This is a genomic window from Paenibacillus sp. RC67, from assembly GCF_030020805.1.
Classification (GTDB): Bacteria; Bacillota; Bacilli; order Paenibacillales; family NBRC-103111; genus Paenibacillus_S.
In genome coordinates this window covers 1,350,520-1,366,314 of sequence record NZ_CP125098.1, presented here as the reverse complement: position 1 = coordinate 1,366,314, position 15,795 = coordinate 1,350,520, and the positions used below count along the sequence as shown (strand labels likewise).

Here is a 15,795-nt window from a genome sequence, read left to right as displayed (position 1 = left end):
AAATGCAGTTTCTCTTGAGCGATACTCGGCAAATAGAGAAACTCGCTCCCCCCGAGAAATTGGCTAAATACGGAGGTGAGATATGCCTCAGAAGAGCGGAGCGTCCGCCTTTGTTATTAGGAAATCACCTTATAAAATAAATTCGATATTTCCTGATAACAACAGCGGCTGGAGGGGCATATCTCACCGGAGGAACACTAGCCATATTTCAAGTGTTTTGGTTTCTCGCCAGCCGATTCGCTAAAGTGAAACCAATGGCCCCAGCCTTTCGACAAGACTGGAGCCATGTGCTGTCCTGCTAATTTATTTAACTCCCATCGATTTCGCCTGCGATTCCTGAATCTTCTTGGCGATATCCTCCGGCTTGCCGCCCATCAACAGCTCTTGCAAGCCATTGTTCACGACATCCGCTGCCGCAGAGCTCAGTACGCCATCATATACAGGTGTTCTTTTCACTTTGCCGAGCATTTCATAGACTTGTGCGAACAAGGACGATACTTTCGTTTTATCCAGCTCTACCTTGTAGCTGACCAATTGGTTGCTCTCCAAAGTTGACTTTTGTGCGGCAGGACCGGACAACGCATAAATCAGTTCATAAGCAGCGTCCTTAGCCGGTCCGCTTGTTTTCTTGCTCATTCCAAGACCAGTACCTACAACGCCGGATAAGGAGTTCGGATCCCCTTTGCCGCCTGGCACGGACGGAAGTACTGTAACGCCCATATTATCTAATGCTTCCTTGGAAGCCCCTGCCGCAAGGTTTGTCAAAGCCCAACCGCCATCGATCATCATAGCCGCTTTACCTTGAGCAAACATTTGCTCCATTTGCGTATTATCGATGCTGTTGAAGCCCTCTTGGAATGCTCCTGCTTTGCTAAGCTGCTGCAGGTAAGTCAACGCCTGAACGAATTCCGGATCGGTGAACTTCGCGGCTTTTTGATTAGCGGCGTTCAAGAACCATTCAGAACCGGTTACACGATCGGCCAAGGAGCTCAAAATACTGGATTGAGCCAACCAAGCCGCCTTATTCCCCAGCGCAATCGGGGTGATATTGTTCTTTTTAAATGTATCCACGAGACTCATCATGTCATCCCATGTTTTAGGAGGCTTGACACCGTATTTATCGAATATCGACTTGTTATAGTAAAGGATTGATGTAGGAGACAATGCCATCGGTGCACTGTATGTTTTGCCGTCGATGGTGAAATCGTCGAAGGAGTTCGGCAGGAATCCGTTTTTCCAATCCGGCTTACTGTCAAGCAGCGTATTGATCGGCTGGAGCAAATCGCCACCTACAAACTCCTTGGTCATAACCCCTGGCCACATAACGAACAAATCCGGCATTTCGTTTGCCGCAGCAACCGTTTTCAGGCGAGCTCTATAGCCATCGGGCGGAATCCCTTGAATATCCAAGTCTACGTTCGGGTGGTCTTTCTTGAATTGATCCATAATAGCTCTCATGTTTTTGGCACGAAGATCGTCACCCGTGTAGTTATGCCATAGGGAAAGCTTTACTTTGGCTTGCGCTTTATCTTTGCTGCCGCTGTCACCAGCCGCTTTACCGTCCGTACTGCCAGTTGAACCACAGCCAGCCAGAAGAGCCGTTGCCATCACAGCTGTTAGTGCTACTGTTGCCACTTTTTTCATATTGTTGTACCCTCCTCGGTCATCTCTTCTCTTTACAGTTTTAAGTATAGGGGACAGCTTCAATATGAAGAACGGGAGAGAATTCGGAGTGATGGGGGAATTTTTTCAGCCTTTTAGCAATTGTCGATAGTCCGAAGGAGTCTGCCCCGTGTACTTTTTGAACTGTTGACCGAAATATTTGATGTCCTCGTACCCTACACGATTGGCGATTTCACTGATTTTGGCCTGAGAGCCCTGCAGCCATTCGGCTGCCTGCCTCATCCGCTCCTGTGTTACAAACTCGATATAGTTAAGTCCGGTCTCCTCTTGAACACTTCGCTGAAGTGGTTCGGGTTCAAATGGACGAATTGAGCCACCTGTTGAAGCGATAAGTTCTGATCCAGATTGGCTTTGATATAGGCGATGGATTTTTGAATATAGGAAAATTTGCTCTCGGCTAAAGACTCATGATAAGCGGACATCATCCCCGACAGCAGACGGAACACATCCTCTTCGGGCTGTCCGGGCGATTCCCAAGTGAATATATGAGAAGCAGGCTGTGATCGTCCATGATCTTGGGTGCCGCTGTTATCCCCTGTGCCTGTGCAGGCACGCTCCAGCCACCTGTGGCCGGACAATAGAATCGACTGCAAGAAGGCTTGAAGAGAGACAGCGGTTACCGTATCGTTCTCCATTTGTGAGCGCACCTTCTGATTCACCCAATGCCTCAGCTCTGTCGGATTGTTGCTCATCAGTATGGCGGAAAGCTCGGCCTCCTCCTTCTGAGAGCACACGGTTCTTCCTCCCTTACGGTCTTTCACCTCTTCAATCGTATACAGCCCCCGCTCACCGACCAATCCACGAAAAGTGAATACATGCTCCGCCTCGAGATACGACATTTTTAGCTCTCCATAATCGTTAACGGAACAGCCCACTGCTGCATACACGGTACACTTCAACGTCTGCTCCACTCGGAGCAGCGCCCGCTCCAGCATTTCGCGATCTGCCATTCCAGACGCAGCGGGCAGCACGAGCACGAGCCTATCCTTTTTAAGCAGAGTCACGGTTGGCAGCAGCTCGAACAGTATATTTTCTGCCGCCCCAAGCAGCAGACGTGCCAACGGTTTATCTCCCCAGCCCAAAGCGGATACCAGCATCACCTGCATAGGAGCTGTCTCCTTTTGAGCCTGCTGTAAGCCATTTTTGCAAAACCAGACCAACAGCTGCTCATGAACAGACTCCTGTTCAAGCCCTTGCGTAATTAACCGTTCCAGCAGTTGGCTGCGTAAAGCGGCCGTTTGAACATTCTCCTGCTTGAGCGCCTCCCATTTCTCCAAGATGCGCTGCTTGGCCTTCAATGCCGCCTTAATGATCTCTTCGGGACGGCTCGTCTTTAGCAAATAATCCGTAACCCCTTCTCTAAGTGCCTGCTGCGCATAAGTAAAATCGTCATAGCCAGTTAAAATAACAACCTCCGTGTCAGGCAGCATCGCCCTTACTTTATGGGCCAGCTCAATTCCATCCATCCCGGACATGCGGATATCGGTCAATAAAATATGGGGCTTCTCCTCCGGTATGCGGGCGAGCGCTTCTTCAGCGGAGGAAGCCGGAGGCAGCAGCTCCATCCCGAGCTCCTTCCAGTCGATCACCGTGCACAATCCGGTGCGGATAATCACCTCGTCGTCTACAATCAAAATTCTCATGTCATTTCCTCCCCTGTCGGAATGATGAACGATATTTCCGTGCCTTTCCCCGACTCGCTGTCAATCATCAATCCCGATTCATGCCCGTAGTGCAGAAGCAGTCTTTGGTGAACATTGCGCAGTCCGTAGCTGGGTCTTGGCTGGGACATTCCCGTTCGTGTATCCTCTGCCATTATATTTCTGCGGATTTCCCGCAGCTTAGCCGGCTCCATGCCGATGCCTGTATCTTCTACAACAAATTTCATCCGTGACGCTCCGAGCAGCTCTCCGTGGACATAGACATGACCTTTTTCTTTTTTCTTTTGAATCCCGTGAATGACGCTGTTCTCAATCAACGGCTGGAGCAGCAGCTTCAGCATCGGGGTCTGCATCATGGCCGGATCAATGAAAAACTCAATCTCAAACTGATCAGGAAACCGGATTGATTGAATGTAAGCATAGTTTTGTGCGTGGGCTACCTCCTGCTGAACAGGGCAGAACTCTTCCCCTTTATTCAAGCTGAATCTCAGAAAATCGCTCAGCGCCCCTACCATTTCGGCAATTTTTCGATCTTTATTCATCAAAGCGATCCAATGGATCGACGACAGCGTATTGTACAAAAAGTGCGGGTTGATCTGCGCCTGCAGCGCTTGAATATCTGCTTCCTTCTTCATCGCCTCGTTCTTCTGCACCTGCTCCTTCAAACGCTGGATACGGTCGCTCAGCTTGTTGTAGCTGCGCAGCAGCAAGCCTACTTCATCCGTGCTTCGCACCTCGAAATGAGGGATTGGTTCATCGGGGTTAATGTCCTTCATATTTTGAGTAAGCTTGGTTAGCGGCCGCGTCACCCATTGCAGAAAATAAATCACCAGTCCAGCGGCCATCACCAAGGCAAGCCCTACCGCCACAGCTGTAACCATCAGCACATAGCCGTTTTGCTTCGTGTATATTTGCGTAGGGATAAAACCGACCAGCTTCCAGCGCTGTCCAGGGATCGTGTAGTACAGAATCGTCTTCTGCTCCTTGCCCGTACCGTAATTCAGGATCCCGCTATCCTCGTCCATCGCACCAATATCAGGAAAAATATCCGTCACCATATGATTCAGCCATTCCGGCTTGCCGCTCGATAAGATGCGGTCCTGTTGATCCAAGAGCAATACAAACCCGCTGGACTCCCATCCTGCCTCCGTCAAATATCGGGCAATCTCAGCCTCATCGACGCTGATAGAAATCATCCCGAGATTTTTGAAATTGTTAATGCTGCGAACAGGCCGCACAAGGGAAATGACCTTCTTCAAGCCCTCGGTCGTCTGATTCTCATACAGAGGCGTCCACCATCGTGTGCTGCTTCGGTAGATTTGCTCATTTTGCTTCAGCATCTCAGGCAATCCCGAGCTCAGTACGGTCGTGTTGGACAGCGGAGGCTTTCCCACGTCGCTTGTAATCGTAATGTTGGAAATATGCTTTTTGGAAAACGCCAGATTCGTCAAAAAACCAACGTTCAAGGTGAAGCGGACGACATCTTCTTTTTCATCATCCAAATAGGCTTGGATATCCCGCTGCCCGATAATGAACAAGGACATGCTCTCCACATCCTCAATAATAAAATCTAGCTTGCCCCCGATCTGCCGCAGCGTGTTCATCCCGGACTGCTTCGCCTTGTCCTCCGTAATGGAGGTGGCGATCGTGTAAGATACAACCCCGGTTAATAATAAAGGCAGCAGAAGAGCCAGCAGCAGAAACAGGGACAGCTTCCGTTTTAACGAGTTTCCGAACCAGCGCCTCATGATAGGTTCCCCCAGCCACTTTTTTTGTAATCGCATTCATCATTATTTGTATACTAACATACTTTTTTTCTTTCGAACAAACTTTTTGTTTGACATTTAAAACGGATGTGATACTATCGTTCTCATAACAGTCCCGTGATAGTCGGGAGAAAGGAGGTGCACTTACCTATGGAGCATATCCGTGAGGAATCCGAATTTCTGAACAGTCTGGTGAAGGGCATCGCGGCCCAATTCGGCGACAATTGCGAGGTCGTGCTGCATGACCTGACAGGCTCGTATGAAAGCACGATTACAGCGATAGAGAACGGTCATATTACCGGTCGTAAGGTCGGCGATCCCGGCACGAATCTCGGTCTGGAGCTGCTGCGCGGCAACCATGTCGACGGCAACAAATTCAATTACGTCACTCAGACCAAGGACGGCCGCATTCTTCGCTCGACGTCCATGTATATGAAAAACAATGAGGGCAAAACGATCGGAGCGCTGTGCATTAACTTTGATATTACCGAGCTAATGATGGCGGAGAAAACACTCCACTCCCTTACCTCCACTGGTCTGCAGACTGAAGTGAAGGAATCGTTCGTCAGCAACGTAAGTGATCTGCTCGACGCTTTGATCCAGGAAGCACAGGAGCAGATAGGCAAACCGGTAGCCGTCATGACCAAGGAAGACAAGATGAAGATGATTCAGCTGCTCGACCGCAAAGGGAGCGTTCCTGATTAAAAAAGGCGGCGAGAAAATTTGGAGTTATTTGAATATTTCCAAGTATACCTTGTATAACTACTTGGAGGAAGGCAAAACACTACTGGAATCGGAAGGGAATGAGGAAGCATGAACCATACCGGAGCTTCGTCCTTTGTACCTGAAACGCCCTGCATCATCATCCATGACGAGATCATGAAGCATAACATTCAGACCATGGCGCACACCGCCAGCCGGCATCAGGTAAACCTGCGCCCCCATGCCAAAACCCATAAAATGCCTCATGTCGCTCATCAGCAAATCGAAGCAGGAGCCGTAGGCATTACGGTCGCTAAAGTTTCCGAAGCAGAAGTGATGACTCAGCATGGGATTTCCAGCATCTTCATTGCTTATCCGCTGGTCACCGTCCCCAAAATTGAGCGCGCTATAGCTCTGAGCAAGCAAATAGTCCTTATTCTCGGGGTAGACAGCGAGGCAGGCGCCCTGCTGCTGTCGCAGACGGCTGCAAAGCTCGGTCATACGCTGAACGTGCGGCTGGAGATCGATACGGGCTTGCGGCGGACGGGAGTATTGTACGAGGACGCCTTGGCTCTGGCAGCTCGAATCCATGGAATGGAGTCACTGCGTCTTACCGGCATTTATACATTCCGCGGTGCCTTGATGAACAAGAAGCCCACTATGGATTTGAAAAGCGCCGGTGAGGAAGAGGGCCGGTTGATGGTAGAGCTTGCTGACCGCATTCGCGCTCAAGGCATTCCTATTACCGATGTCAGCGTCGGCTCCACTCCGACAGGAGCATACGCCGCAGCCGTTGAAGGCGTTACCGAAATTCGTCCGGGAACCTACGTATTTCAGGATCGGATGCAAGCCCGCTTTGGCGTGTGCGGGATAGAGGACTGTGCAGGCAGTGTGCTGGTTACGGTCGTGAGCCGTCCATCGGCAGACCTGGCCGTCATCGACGGAGGCAGCAAAACATTCGCGACCGATGTGCAGCCAAACACCGAGCCGCTCCTTCTGCAGGGCTTCGGTCATGTCATTGGTCTGGAGGACGCCATATTGGAGAGAATGTCCGAAGAGCATGGCATGCTGCGGCTTGGCCCTGACGCACAGCGTGCAGATTTGAAGGTTGGGGATCGGCTTCATATTATTCCGAATCATATTTGCAGTACCGTTAATTTGCATAATCGTGTCTTTTTCCAGCAAGGTGACAAGCTGGAGCCATTCGATGTATTGGGACGGGGAATGCTCGAATAGAGCTAGGATGAAACCGTATCTCTGAGACTTGTAGCCCTTTAAAGATATATCAAGAAATCTGGAACCGGTGGATGCTCCCTTTAGGAAGGCTTACCCAGCAGGCTTCTGCTTTGCTGAGTAAAGCTGCGGATATTGTTATCGGAAAATTATGAATTTTGCCACTTCTTAGTCAGATAATCAAAATCATATTTCATGAACCGAAATCATCCATTGCATGCATTCTTTAGCAAATTCGGACTATCCTGCGCGAAATAAAAAGGAAACCTTCAGGAGGTTACAAACCCTATGCTGGATCTTATCTTGAAAAACGGACGTATTGTCGATGGTACGGGAAATCCCTGGTTTATCGGAGATGTAGGTGTGAAAGACGGGCAAATTGCAGCTGTGGGGCAGCTGGATATGGAGGCGCACGAGATGATCAACGTCCACAGGCAGGTGATCTCCCCTGGCTTTATTGACGGCCACTGTCATTCCGATCTTATGATTCTGGATCATCCGTTCAGCGAAATAAAAATTCGCCAAGGCGTGACAACGGAAGTGGTCGGCAACTGCGGGCTCGCCCCCGCTCCATTCGTCCGGGAACAGGCAGAGCTGCTGCAAAGCTATGTTCAGCCGGTGCTTGGGAAAACATCCTGGGAATGGCCATGGGAAACCGTCGAGCAGTACATGCAAACGCTTTCTAATTCTTCCCCTTCAGAGAACATCGCCACCTACGTAGCTCACGGGGCGCTGCGTATTGCAGTGATGGGCTTTGCCAATCGCCCGGCGACTTCCCAGGAGCTGAAGCTTATGAAGCACATGCTGGAGGAAGGACTGAAGGCCGGTGCTATCGGCTTCTCCATCGGACTGCTGTATGCGCCCGGAAGCTATACGTCCAAGGAGGAAATTGCCGAGCTATGCTCCGTACTGCCCAAGTACAACGGACTGTTCTCCACCCACATCCGGGGCGAGGGGAATAACCTGATTCCTTCCGTCAAGGAGGTCATATGGATTGCCGAGAAAGCCGGCGTATCCCTGCACATCAGCCATTTGAAGGCAGCGGGTAAAATCAATTGGGGCAAAGTGCTGGAAGCGATGGAGCTTATAGAGGACGCACGCTCCCGCGGACTGGATGTCACCTGCGACGTCTACCCTTACAACGCCGGCTCCACAACACTGACAACCGTCCTCCCTCCATGGGCATTGGAAGGCGGTATCGAAAGCGTACTCGAACGCTTCCGGGATCCCCGTTTGCGCCAACGCATCCGTGAAGAACTGGGACAGGAGCAGAAGGACTGGGACAACCTGGTGTGCTCCACCGGTTGGCAGAGCGTCTTTATTTCCGCCGTGCATAACGAAGCGAATCGTCATCTCGAAGGCAAGCACTTGGCAGAAATCAGTGAGGAACGCGGCCTGCATCCGGCCGATTGCATGATGGATCTGCTGCTCGAAGAGCAGGGCCGCATCTCCATCGTCTATTTCCACATGGCCGACGAGGATGTGAAGCAGGTTATCGGCTACGAGCGATCGCTGATTGCGTCGGATAGCCTGACCTGCGAAACCGGTAAGCCTCATCCGCGGCTGTATGGAACCTTCCCGCGCGTCTTTGCCAAATATGTGCGTGAGGACAAGGTGCTGACAATGGAGCAAGCTGTTCGCAAGCTGACATCGTTCCCGGTGCAGCGATTCAAGCTCGGCAAACGCGGTCTGCTGGTCCCCGGCTATGCCGCCGACATTGCGGTGTTTGACCCGGAAACCATTCAGGACAACGCAACCTTCGAGGATCCACGTCAATATCCGGCAGGTTTCTCTCACGTGCTGGTCGGCGGCAAACCGACGCTGCTCGGCAATCGGCATACTCATGCCAGAGAAGGCGTTCTGATTCGTGCGCACCATTGCTGCAGCCACTAGTCCTTATTCATTTTGATAAAGTACAACCCATTCAGCATCATACCCAATTATATGGAGGTCATCATTTATGAGCAAAGTCGAACAAAAATTATTGGACATGGGCATCGTCCTTCCCCCATCCCCGGAGCCTCGTTTCACCTACGTTCCATGCAAACGCACAGGCAACCTGCTGTACTTATCCGGGCAGGATTGCCGAATCAACGGAGAGCTGATGTATGAAGGCAAGATAGGAAGCGACCTTACTATAGAACAAGGCCAAGAAGCAGCGCGGCAGGTCATCATTAACTGCCTGGCCGTACTGAAAGGCTACCTCGGCGATCTGGACCGCGTCGTTCAAATCGTCAAGCTGCTCGGATTCGTGAACAGCGCGCCAGGCTTCGGTGACCAGCCTTATGTTATGAACGGCGCCTCCAACCTGCTCGTCGAAGTGTTCGGTGAGGACGGCCGCCATGCCCGCTCCGCTATCGGCACGAGCGATCTGCCATTCCATACGCCGGTAGAGATCGAAATCATCGTGGAAATCCGCGACTAAGCGCTCCCTTGCGAGTATACATTCAAGTAGAGACATCCATGATCGCATACTTAACATAACAACAATGGACATGATCCATATGGGAGGCGCTAGAAGTGGAATTTCGATTGGTACAGAGCAGTGAATTGAATCAAGCCGTCCAATTGGCGGACGATATTTTCCGCGATGCCGAGCAAGTCTCGATGGGCACCGCCTTCCCGCTTATTTTCTCGCCAGGGCAGAGCCATTCCTATGGAGCCTTCGTCGAAGACAAGCTCGTCTCCTTCATGGGCTTCGTCCCGTTCGTGCTGCAAGTAGGCGACGCGCGGCTGAACGTGTTCTCGATGGGTTCGGTATGCACCCATCCGGATTACCGCGGCCAAGGCACCGCAGGCCGCCTGCTGGATCTATGCAAGCAGCATGCCGAACAGGCCGGCGCTTCGCTGGTGTTTATCTCAGGCGACCGATCGTTGTACACGCGGGCGCACTGCTATCACTTCGGCCGCACGGAGCGGTTCACGCTGGACGCAGCAGGCGCAGCCCGGCTGCGCTCGTTAACCGCGGGGGCTAGCGGCCGCACGGTCCGCCCGCACGCGCCGACAGACGCGTTCGCGATGCAGGCTGCCGCGAACGCAAGCGATGTCGCGTTCGCGCAAAGCGTCACCGAGCTGCAGCGGCTGCTCGGTGCGGAGGCCCACGCCAGCTGCACGAAGCTGGCGCAGCAGGTGCTCGTCGCCGCCCCAGTTGGCGGCGGCGTGGACAGCTACGCTGTGATCGAGGCCCCCGGCCGCTATCACAGCAAGAGACAGCCGACGGCCACCGAGTGGGCCGGCCCGGCTGAAGCCGTCGGCGCGCTGCTCGCCGACGCGGTAGAGCGCTTCAACCTTGCGGAGCTCAAGGTTGCGGTCGGCTGGCATGAGCACGAGCTCATGCAGCTGCTGCGCGAGGCAGGCTTAGCCTCGACGCCGGGGACGAACAGCGGAACCGTGTTCGTCGTAAGCGCCGAGCGCCTGCTCGAGCAAGCCGCTCCCTATTTGCGCGCGAGCGGCAGCCCTGTTCCTGCAGTCACTGCCCTGCAGGAAGGCCAACATCGCGTGACGCTTCCGGATGGAAGCGTCAGCCTAGAGCTATCCGCAGAGGACCTAGTCTCTCTGCTGTTCGACCCTGAATCCGCGCATGCCAAGCAGCTCCCGGGTTGGAAGTCCATCCCGCTGCCGCAGCTAAACGGACTTCCCTATACTTAATAGCATTCCATACTAAAACAGGTACCATCAAAAGGCTCCCCCACAAAGCCACCCATGCCACTTACACTCCACCATGGGGAGTGGAAATGGGGTAGCAAGAGATATTTCCAGGGTAGTAGGTCTTGGCTTCGAAGCTGATTCAAGTACTTTGCGAGGAGCTCCGAAATTCTATAATGTGAAACAAAGCCCGATAAATTCGCCTTGTAGCGATTTATCGGGCTTCTTCATTTCAAAATGTTAAGGCATTTAAAACAAATGTTATGGTCCCTTACTGATGGAAAAAACGACATTATCTCCCACTTTGGCATCCGCATTCGACTGCGGGTCCTGTTTAAATATTTTCCCCTTCTCCATGCCATTGCTTTCCATAACAAAACTGTAATGCAGACCGGCAGCAAGAGCGGCTTGATGAGCTTCACTCTCTGTCATGCCTATGAAATTAGGTACTTTGGTCGGACTGCCATCAGGCTTCACGCTGCTGCCACCACTATCAGGCTGCTTCGTCTCCTTCGGCGCATCCGGCTTGGGTGTTGCTGACGGCTCGGGTGTCGGAGTCGTCTCCGTAACGGCGTTGCTCGGAGGAATATAGCCTTTATCAGGCTTCAACGTCTCAATAAGCCCCATCAAAATAAGCACCGAGCAAATTCCGATGACGACGATCGCTCCACCGATGAAGAGCAGCTTTTTCATTACACTGCCCACTGTAATTCCCCGGGTCTCTTCCTCTTCCTCGTCTTCTTCCTCCGCTTTAGCCATATTCCTTACAGGCTCGTCTACGTTTACCGCCTTCTTGCGGGCAGGCATTTCCTCCAACGGTGCTTTCATCACGGTCGAAACCGGCTTTTTCCTCGATTCCGGTTCTGCTGTCTTGGTCAAGGTCTGTGTGCTTCTCATGATGACAATACGAGCTAGCTGAGCAATGAATAATTTTAACGGAACATCCTCTGTCATCGCCTGCTGAATCAACGGAACGAGCACGTTTTTTTGTTCTGCCGGAATGGTTCTGAGCGCTTGCTGTACCTCGGAATCCTCCACACTATACGTTGTCTCTGTTGAGCCTACGAGCATTTGCAGCAGCAAGCTGCTTAAGCCCCTAGTCCCGCGCTGCGATACCGCGCCCTGCTCCCAATAATTCATAATAACCGGATGTCTTTCAAAATCCAGCCATATATTATCCGGACGAACGGAAAATCCGACGATGCCGTCCTCCAGAGCTTTTTGCATGCCTAACGCAAGCTTATGCACGATCGACACCATTTCGGGAAAGGCCATCGTTTTCTTGTCGATCTCTTCAATCAGCAGCGTGCCGTTGCACGGCTTTAATACGGCGATTAACCGGTTGGCTGTGCTGCTGTAGCCCGTATCTAAAATGTGTATAAAAGCTCTGTCCGTAAATTGGGATGCTTCCCCTATCATTTGCGTGTACATTTGAACGAACTCTTCGTTCGGAATCTCGAGAGAATACAGAATAACCTTTCGATTTAACGATAAATCTTTCCCCATATAAACCATCCCGCCATCCAACGGTATGATCCGCTGCTCAGGGATATATCTTTGTTCCATACGGTCTTCCATTTCATGCAGCCCCCTTTCTCTTTAAATACCCTATCCATCTTACTCATATAGTTCGGACTTTAGTCCGGATTTTCGTTGATATGTCCGAAAAAAAAGCAAAACTAGCCCCCGCAGAGGGCATTCTTTTACATTACCCATTCTATTATATAACGAAACAGCAAAAAAGCCGACTTTCGCGAAAACGCGTTAATTGGGCTCTTGTTTTCTCCCTATGAAGGCTAAAACATTGTCAGATACTTCTCTATAGATAACCATTTACACGTTAGGGAGACTTAGAGTATTCGAACAACACTAATCCTGAGAATAATACTTGCTGCTTCGCAGCAATGAGGCCATACGCTTGAATTCCTTTAATAATTGCCGAATTTCTCATTTTACATTTAATCTTGCCGCTGATTATAATGGACGAATCATTCATGAAAATCGAAAGGGATTTTACAACCATGGCCCATCAGGCTGTAATTTGGCGTTTGCTTGGCGTCTCGTTATTGTGGGGATGCAACTATGTCGCGAGCGCCTATTTGTTAAGAGATTTTTCTCCTATTTTCTTGTCTTACTCCCGCTTAGTATTAACCTCACTCTTTTTAATTTCTATCGCTTTAATCAATAAGAAAATGAAGCGTCCGACCATTCAAGAGTGGCTTATCTTACTATTTGCCGGTCTGTTTGGTACCCTGTTCAACCAATTCTTTTATTTCATGGGCCTTCAGCACTCTACTGCAGGCAATGCATCGCTTATCATTGCGCTTTCGCCTGTAGCTACCACCCTGCTTGCCCGCATTTTTCTAAGGGAGGCGATCACGGTAAACAAATTGACTGGAGCTGGCTTAGCCTTGGTAGGTGTCATCCTTATTGTGTTGTTCGGAGGCAAATCAATCGGCATATCACAAGGAGATATCCTGCTGCTCCTGGCAATGATTGCCCTATCCGTCAGCTTGTTGTTCATCCGTAAACTGACAACCAGTATGCCTTCCTATGATATCACTATTTTTGCTACCGTAATGGGTACTGTCTTGATGACCCCCGCAGCTCTGTGGGAAGCGAGTCAAGGGCATATGCATTTCAGCCTGCATATTACCATGTGGCTGCTGCTGGCTTGTGCAGCGATTTTCGGCCAAGGCTTGGCAGGTTTTTGGTGGAATCAGGGCATATCCGAGGTGGGGGCATCCACCAGTTCCATGTTCATGAATATTCCCCCCTTTGTTGCCATTATCGTAGCTTATTTGGTTCTTGGGGATACCATACAGATTGTTCAAATCGCTGGAGGAATTCTAATTCTTATCGGTGTAGCCGTATCCAACCGCAGAACGGCTGTGCAAGCCGCTGCATCATAGACCACAAATGGAAAAGGCGCTCCTCTCTGGAGCGCCTTTTCCATTTGTATGTTATTTGAAGCTTTTCTTTGTTAGTCTAATGTAATGTATCATGACATTAACATCCATTAATCAACATATCCTCCGTTTACCACGATAGTATTACTCCTTTTCGCACTAAAACAATGTTGTATTTTGTTGATTTTGTGTGAATTATATTTACACCCTAATCCAACCGCTATACAATATAGCAAAACGTTAATGGTGGTGACAACATGATGAAGATCCAAATCGGCTTCCGCACTCTTAAAACTGCCGTCGGCGTCAGTATTTCCATTTTACTTGCTCAACTGCTCCAGCTCGAATACTACTCTGCAGCGGGCATTCTTACCCTGCTATGCATTCAAAAATCACGTAAGCAATCGACTCAAGCCGTCATCAGCCGATTCTTCGCTTGTTTGTCCGGGCTTCTGTTCTCCAGCCTGCTGTTTATCATCATCGGCTATCATCCTTATTCCTTTCTTGTTTACCTGCTGCTTTTTATCCCGCTCTGCGTCCGATTCCGAATGCAGGAAGGTATTGCGAGCAGCTCCGTCATCGTCATGCATGTCTATATGCACCGAGGCATCGAAGCCGCCTTTTTCCTTAATGAATTCATGGTCATATTGATCGGGCTAGGAGTCGCGCTGCTGGTGAATTGGTACATGCCCAGTATCGATAAGGAACTGAACCGGCGCAAGGAAGAAGTGGATCGGCTCGTTAACGTGATTTTGAAAGAGATGGCCGCCTACCTCAAGGAAGGCTACACCCTGTGGGACGGGAAGGAATTACTGCAGCTGGGCGATGAGCTTCAGCAAGCCAAACGGCTTGCGGTGCTCGATTCCGAGAACAACTTGCTGCGCAAAGCCAATTCCTACGAACGATATTTCGATATGAAACGGCAGCAGTACGAGATCTTGGAACGAATGCTCCCTTATATTTCCAGAATCTCAGTCAAAATGGATCAAGGCATTCGGATAGGAGACTTTATTTTGGAGGTCAGCGACCCAAGCTCAGGAAGTTCTACTGCCCATTTGCGAGAGACGCTGCGTGCGATCCGTGAATATCACAAGCTGCTTCCTTTGCCGGAAACTCGGCACGAATTTGAGAATCGGGCCAGCCTCTATGCCGTGGCTAATGAGCTGGAACGATTTATTCATACCATGTAACATGTAATGCAGCTCCAGTTTACAGATAATCCCTACACCGCTGTATCATCTTTCAAGAGATGCAGTGGTGTTTTTGTTATCCCTCCACTTTCCTGTGAGCTCATTGTATAATACTTTTATCCTGCAGCTGCTGGAACGAAAGGTTGTGAGAATATGGCAGGCATTCGTTATTTCCGAGATGCGTCCTTGCCTTTATTGGAAGCCAAGAAGTGTGAGGCCTATGCTATATCCTACAAAAAACATTTTCACGAAGAGCTTTCCATAGGCATCATCGACAAAGGCACAAGCAAGGTTTGGTGCGACGGCAAAAACCTCCAGGTCGAGGCCGGCAGTGTCATCTGCTTTCCGCCCTATATGCCTCATGCATGCAGTCCCGAGTCCGATTATAACTGGACATATAAAATGCTGTTTATTCATCCAAAGTGGATTCATTCGGTCTTTCGAGATGATACACTACCTGAGTTTCCATTCTTGTTTCAAAATCAAACCAATAAAATATTGGCTGATGGCGTAAATCAATGCGTTAGTGCAATGGAATTCATGATGAGTCCTATGCGAACCGAAGCTTGTTTTATAGACATGATCCGCACGATGACCTTTAAAGGCGAAGACAGTATGAAACATGAACGCCATGCAGCAGAACCTAAGCATCTGGAACGGATCAAAGCTTATTTGCATGAGCATTTCAAGGAAAGAATTACGTTAGACGATTTGGAGCGGGAGACAGGTGTCAGCAAATTTCATCTGAGCCATTTATTCAAAAGAGGAAGCAGCCTTCCTCCGCACACTTATCAAAACCTGCTGCGAATCAACTTCGCCAAAAAGGAATTGTCCCGATCAAGACCTATTGCAGACATTGCTTTGGAAGCCGGGTTCTGCGATCAGAGCCATATGACCAAAGTATTTGCCCACACGGTAGGCCTTTCTCCGCAAAAATACGCATCTTTAAAAATGTAACCCACAGCAATTTTATACAATACATTCTGTGCCGCCGACCATACAATGT

12 protein-coding genes and 1 pseudogene are annotated in these 15,795 nt (G+C 50.2%); 8 read left to right on the top strand and 5 right to left on the bottom strand.

Annotated elements, in window-relative coordinates; genetic code table 11:
- Positions 1-303 precede the first annotated feature (303 nt).
- The 4 genes from QMA13_RS06275 to QMA13_RS06260 all read right to left on the bottom strand — a co-directional run bounded on the left by QMA13_RS06275 (position 304) and on the right by QMA13_RS06260 (position 5,092).
- The gene (locus tag QMA13_RS06275; RefSeq protein ID WP_282940275.1) at positions 304-1,644 is read right to left on the bottom strand and encodes an extracellular solute-binding protein; all 1,341 of its coding nucleotides are present in this window, start codon (positions 1,642-1,644) and stop codon (positions 304-306) included.
- 105 nt (positions 1,645-1,749) lie between these two features.
- Positions 1,750-1,929: a helix-turn-helix domain-containing protein gene (locus tag QMA13_RS06270; RefSeq protein ID WP_282943280.1), complete on the bottom strand. Its 180-nt coding sequence runs from the start codon at positions 1,927-1,929 to the stop codon at positions 1,750-1,752.
- Positions 1,917-3,326, bottom strand: coding sequence for a response regulator (locus QMA13_RS06265; RefSeq protein WP_282940274.1), 1,410 nt, complete (start codon positions 3,324-3,326; stop codon positions 1,917-1,919). The genes QMA13_RS06270 and QMA13_RS06265 overlap by 13 nt, the downstream gene beginning before the upstream one ends.
- Positions 3,323-5,092: a cache domain-containing sensor histidine kinase gene (locus QMA13_RS06260; RefSeq protein WP_282940273.1), complete on the bottom strand. Its 1,770-nt coding sequence runs from the start codon at positions 5,090-5,092 to the stop codon at positions 3,323-3,325. Before QMA13_RS06260 ends, QMA13_RS06265 begins: the two co-directional genes overlap by 4 nt.
- Positions 5,093-5,260: 168 nt before the next feature.
- Here QMA13_RS06260 and QMA13_RS06255 point away from each other — a divergent pair.
- From QMA13_RS06255 to QMA13_RS06235, 5 genes and pseudogenes are all read left to right on the top strand, one after another.
- Positions 5,261-5,927, top strand: a pseudogene (locus QMA13_RS06255) (helix-turn-helix transcriptional regulator).
- Positions 5,924-7,048 carry an alanine racemase gene (locus QMA13_RS06250; RefSeq protein ID WP_282940272.1) on the top strand — a complete coding sequence of 375 codons (1,125 nt, stop codon included), beginning with the start codon at positions 5,924-5,926 and terminating at the stop codon, positions 7,046-7,048. The pseudogene QMA13_RS06255 and the gene QMA13_RS06250 overlap by 4 nt, the downstream one beginning before the upstream one ends.
- Positions 7,049-7,333: 285 nt before the next feature.
- On the top strand, positions 7,334-8,938 hold the full coding sequence (locus QMA13_RS06245) for an N-acyl-D-amino-acid deacylase family protein (RefSeq protein WP_282940271.1): 1,605 nt from the start codon (positions 7,334-7,336) through the stop codon (positions 8,936-8,938).
- Positions 8,939-9,005: 67 nt separating this feature from the next.
- Complete coding sequence (locus tag QMA13_RS06240; protein ID WP_282940270.1) at positions 9,006-9,470, top strand: RidA family protein; 465 nt, start codon at positions 9,006-9,008, stop codon at positions 9,468-9,470.
- A gap of 95 nt (positions 9,471-9,565) precedes the next feature.
- Positions 9,566-10,693, top strand: coding sequence for a GNAT family N-acetyltransferase (locus QMA13_RS06235; protein WP_282940269.1), 1,128 nt, complete (start codon positions 9,566-9,568; stop codon positions 10,691-10,693).
- A gap of 258 nt (positions 10,694-10,951) precedes the next feature.
- Here the strand turns inward: QMA13_RS06235 and QMA13_RS06230 are convergent, their stop codons facing one another.
- Positions 10,952-12,268, bottom strand: a complete 1,317-nt coding sequence (locus tag QMA13_RS06230; RefSeq protein ID WP_282940268.1) for a PASTA domain-containing protein — start codon at positions 12,266-12,268, stop codon at positions 10,952-10,954.
- A 416-nt stretch (positions 12,269-12,684) separates the two neighbouring features.
- Between QMA13_RS06230 and QMA13_RS06225 the strand changes: the two genes are divergently transcribed.
- The 3 genes from QMA13_RS06225 (at position 12,685) to QMA13_RS06215 (ending at position 15,746) form a co-directional block, all read left to right on the top strand.
- Positions 12,685-13,602 (top strand): DMT family transporter, encoded by a 918-nt coding sequence (locus QMA13_RS06225; RefSeq protein ID WP_282940267.1) that lies wholly within the window; start codon positions 12,685-12,687, stop codon positions 13,600-13,602.
- A 254-nt stretch (positions 13,603-13,856) separates the two neighbouring features.
- On the top strand, positions 13,857-14,789 hold the full coding sequence (locus tag QMA13_RS06220) for an aromatic acid exporter family protein (protein WP_282940265.1): 933 nt from the start codon (positions 13,857-13,859) through the stop codon (positions 14,787-14,789).
- 153 nt (positions 14,790-14,942) lie between these two features.
- On the top strand, positions 14,943-15,746 hold the full coding sequence (locus QMA13_RS06215; RefSeq protein ID WP_282940263.1) for an AraC family transcriptional regulator: 804 nt from the start codon (positions 14,943-14,945) through the stop codon (positions 15,744-15,746).
- Positions 15,747-15,795: the final 49 nt, after the last annotated feature.

Bases quoted from the DNA above. Each gene is read 5' to 3' on its own strand.
- QMA13_RS06275 (WP_282940275.1), bottom strand. From the start codon at position 1,644: ATGAAAAAAGTGGCAACAGTAGCACTAACAGCTGTGATGGCAACGGCT.
- QMA13_RS06265 (WP_282940274.1), bottom strand. From the start codon at position 3,326: ATGAGAATTTTGATTGTAGACGACGAGGTGATTATCCGCACCGGATTG.
- QMA13_RS06260 (WP_282940273.1), bottom strand. From the start codon at position 5,092: ATGAGGCGCTGGTTCGGAAACTCGTTAAAACGGAAGCTGTCCCTGTTT.
- QMA13_RS06250 (WP_282940272.1), top strand. From the start codon at position 5,924: ATGAACCATACCGGAGCTTCGTCCTTTGTACCTGAAACGCCCTGCATC.
- QMA13_RS06245 (WP_282940271.1), top strand. From the start codon at position 7,334: ATGCTGGATCTTATCTTGAAAAACGGACGTATTGTCGATGGTACGGGA.
- QMA13_RS06240 (WP_282940270.1), top strand. From the start codon at position 9,006: ATGAGCAAAGTCGAACAAAAATTATTGGACATGGGCATCGTCCTTCCC.
- QMA13_RS06230 (WP_282940268.1), bottom strand. From the start codon at position 12,268: ATGGAAGACCGTATGGAACAAAGATATATCCCTGAGCAGCGGATCATA.
- QMA13_RS06225 (WP_282940267.1), top strand. From the start codon at position 12,685: ATGAAAATCGAAAGGGATTTTACAACCATGGCCCATCAGGCTGTAATT.
- QMA13_RS06220 (WP_282940265.1), top strand. From the start codon at position 13,857: ATGATGAAGATCCAAATCGGCTTCCGCACTCTTAAAACTGCCGTCGGC.
- QMA13_RS06215 (WP_282940263.1), top strand. From the start codon at position 14,943: ATGGCAGGCATTCGTTATTTCCGAGATGCGTCCTTGCCTTTATTGGAA.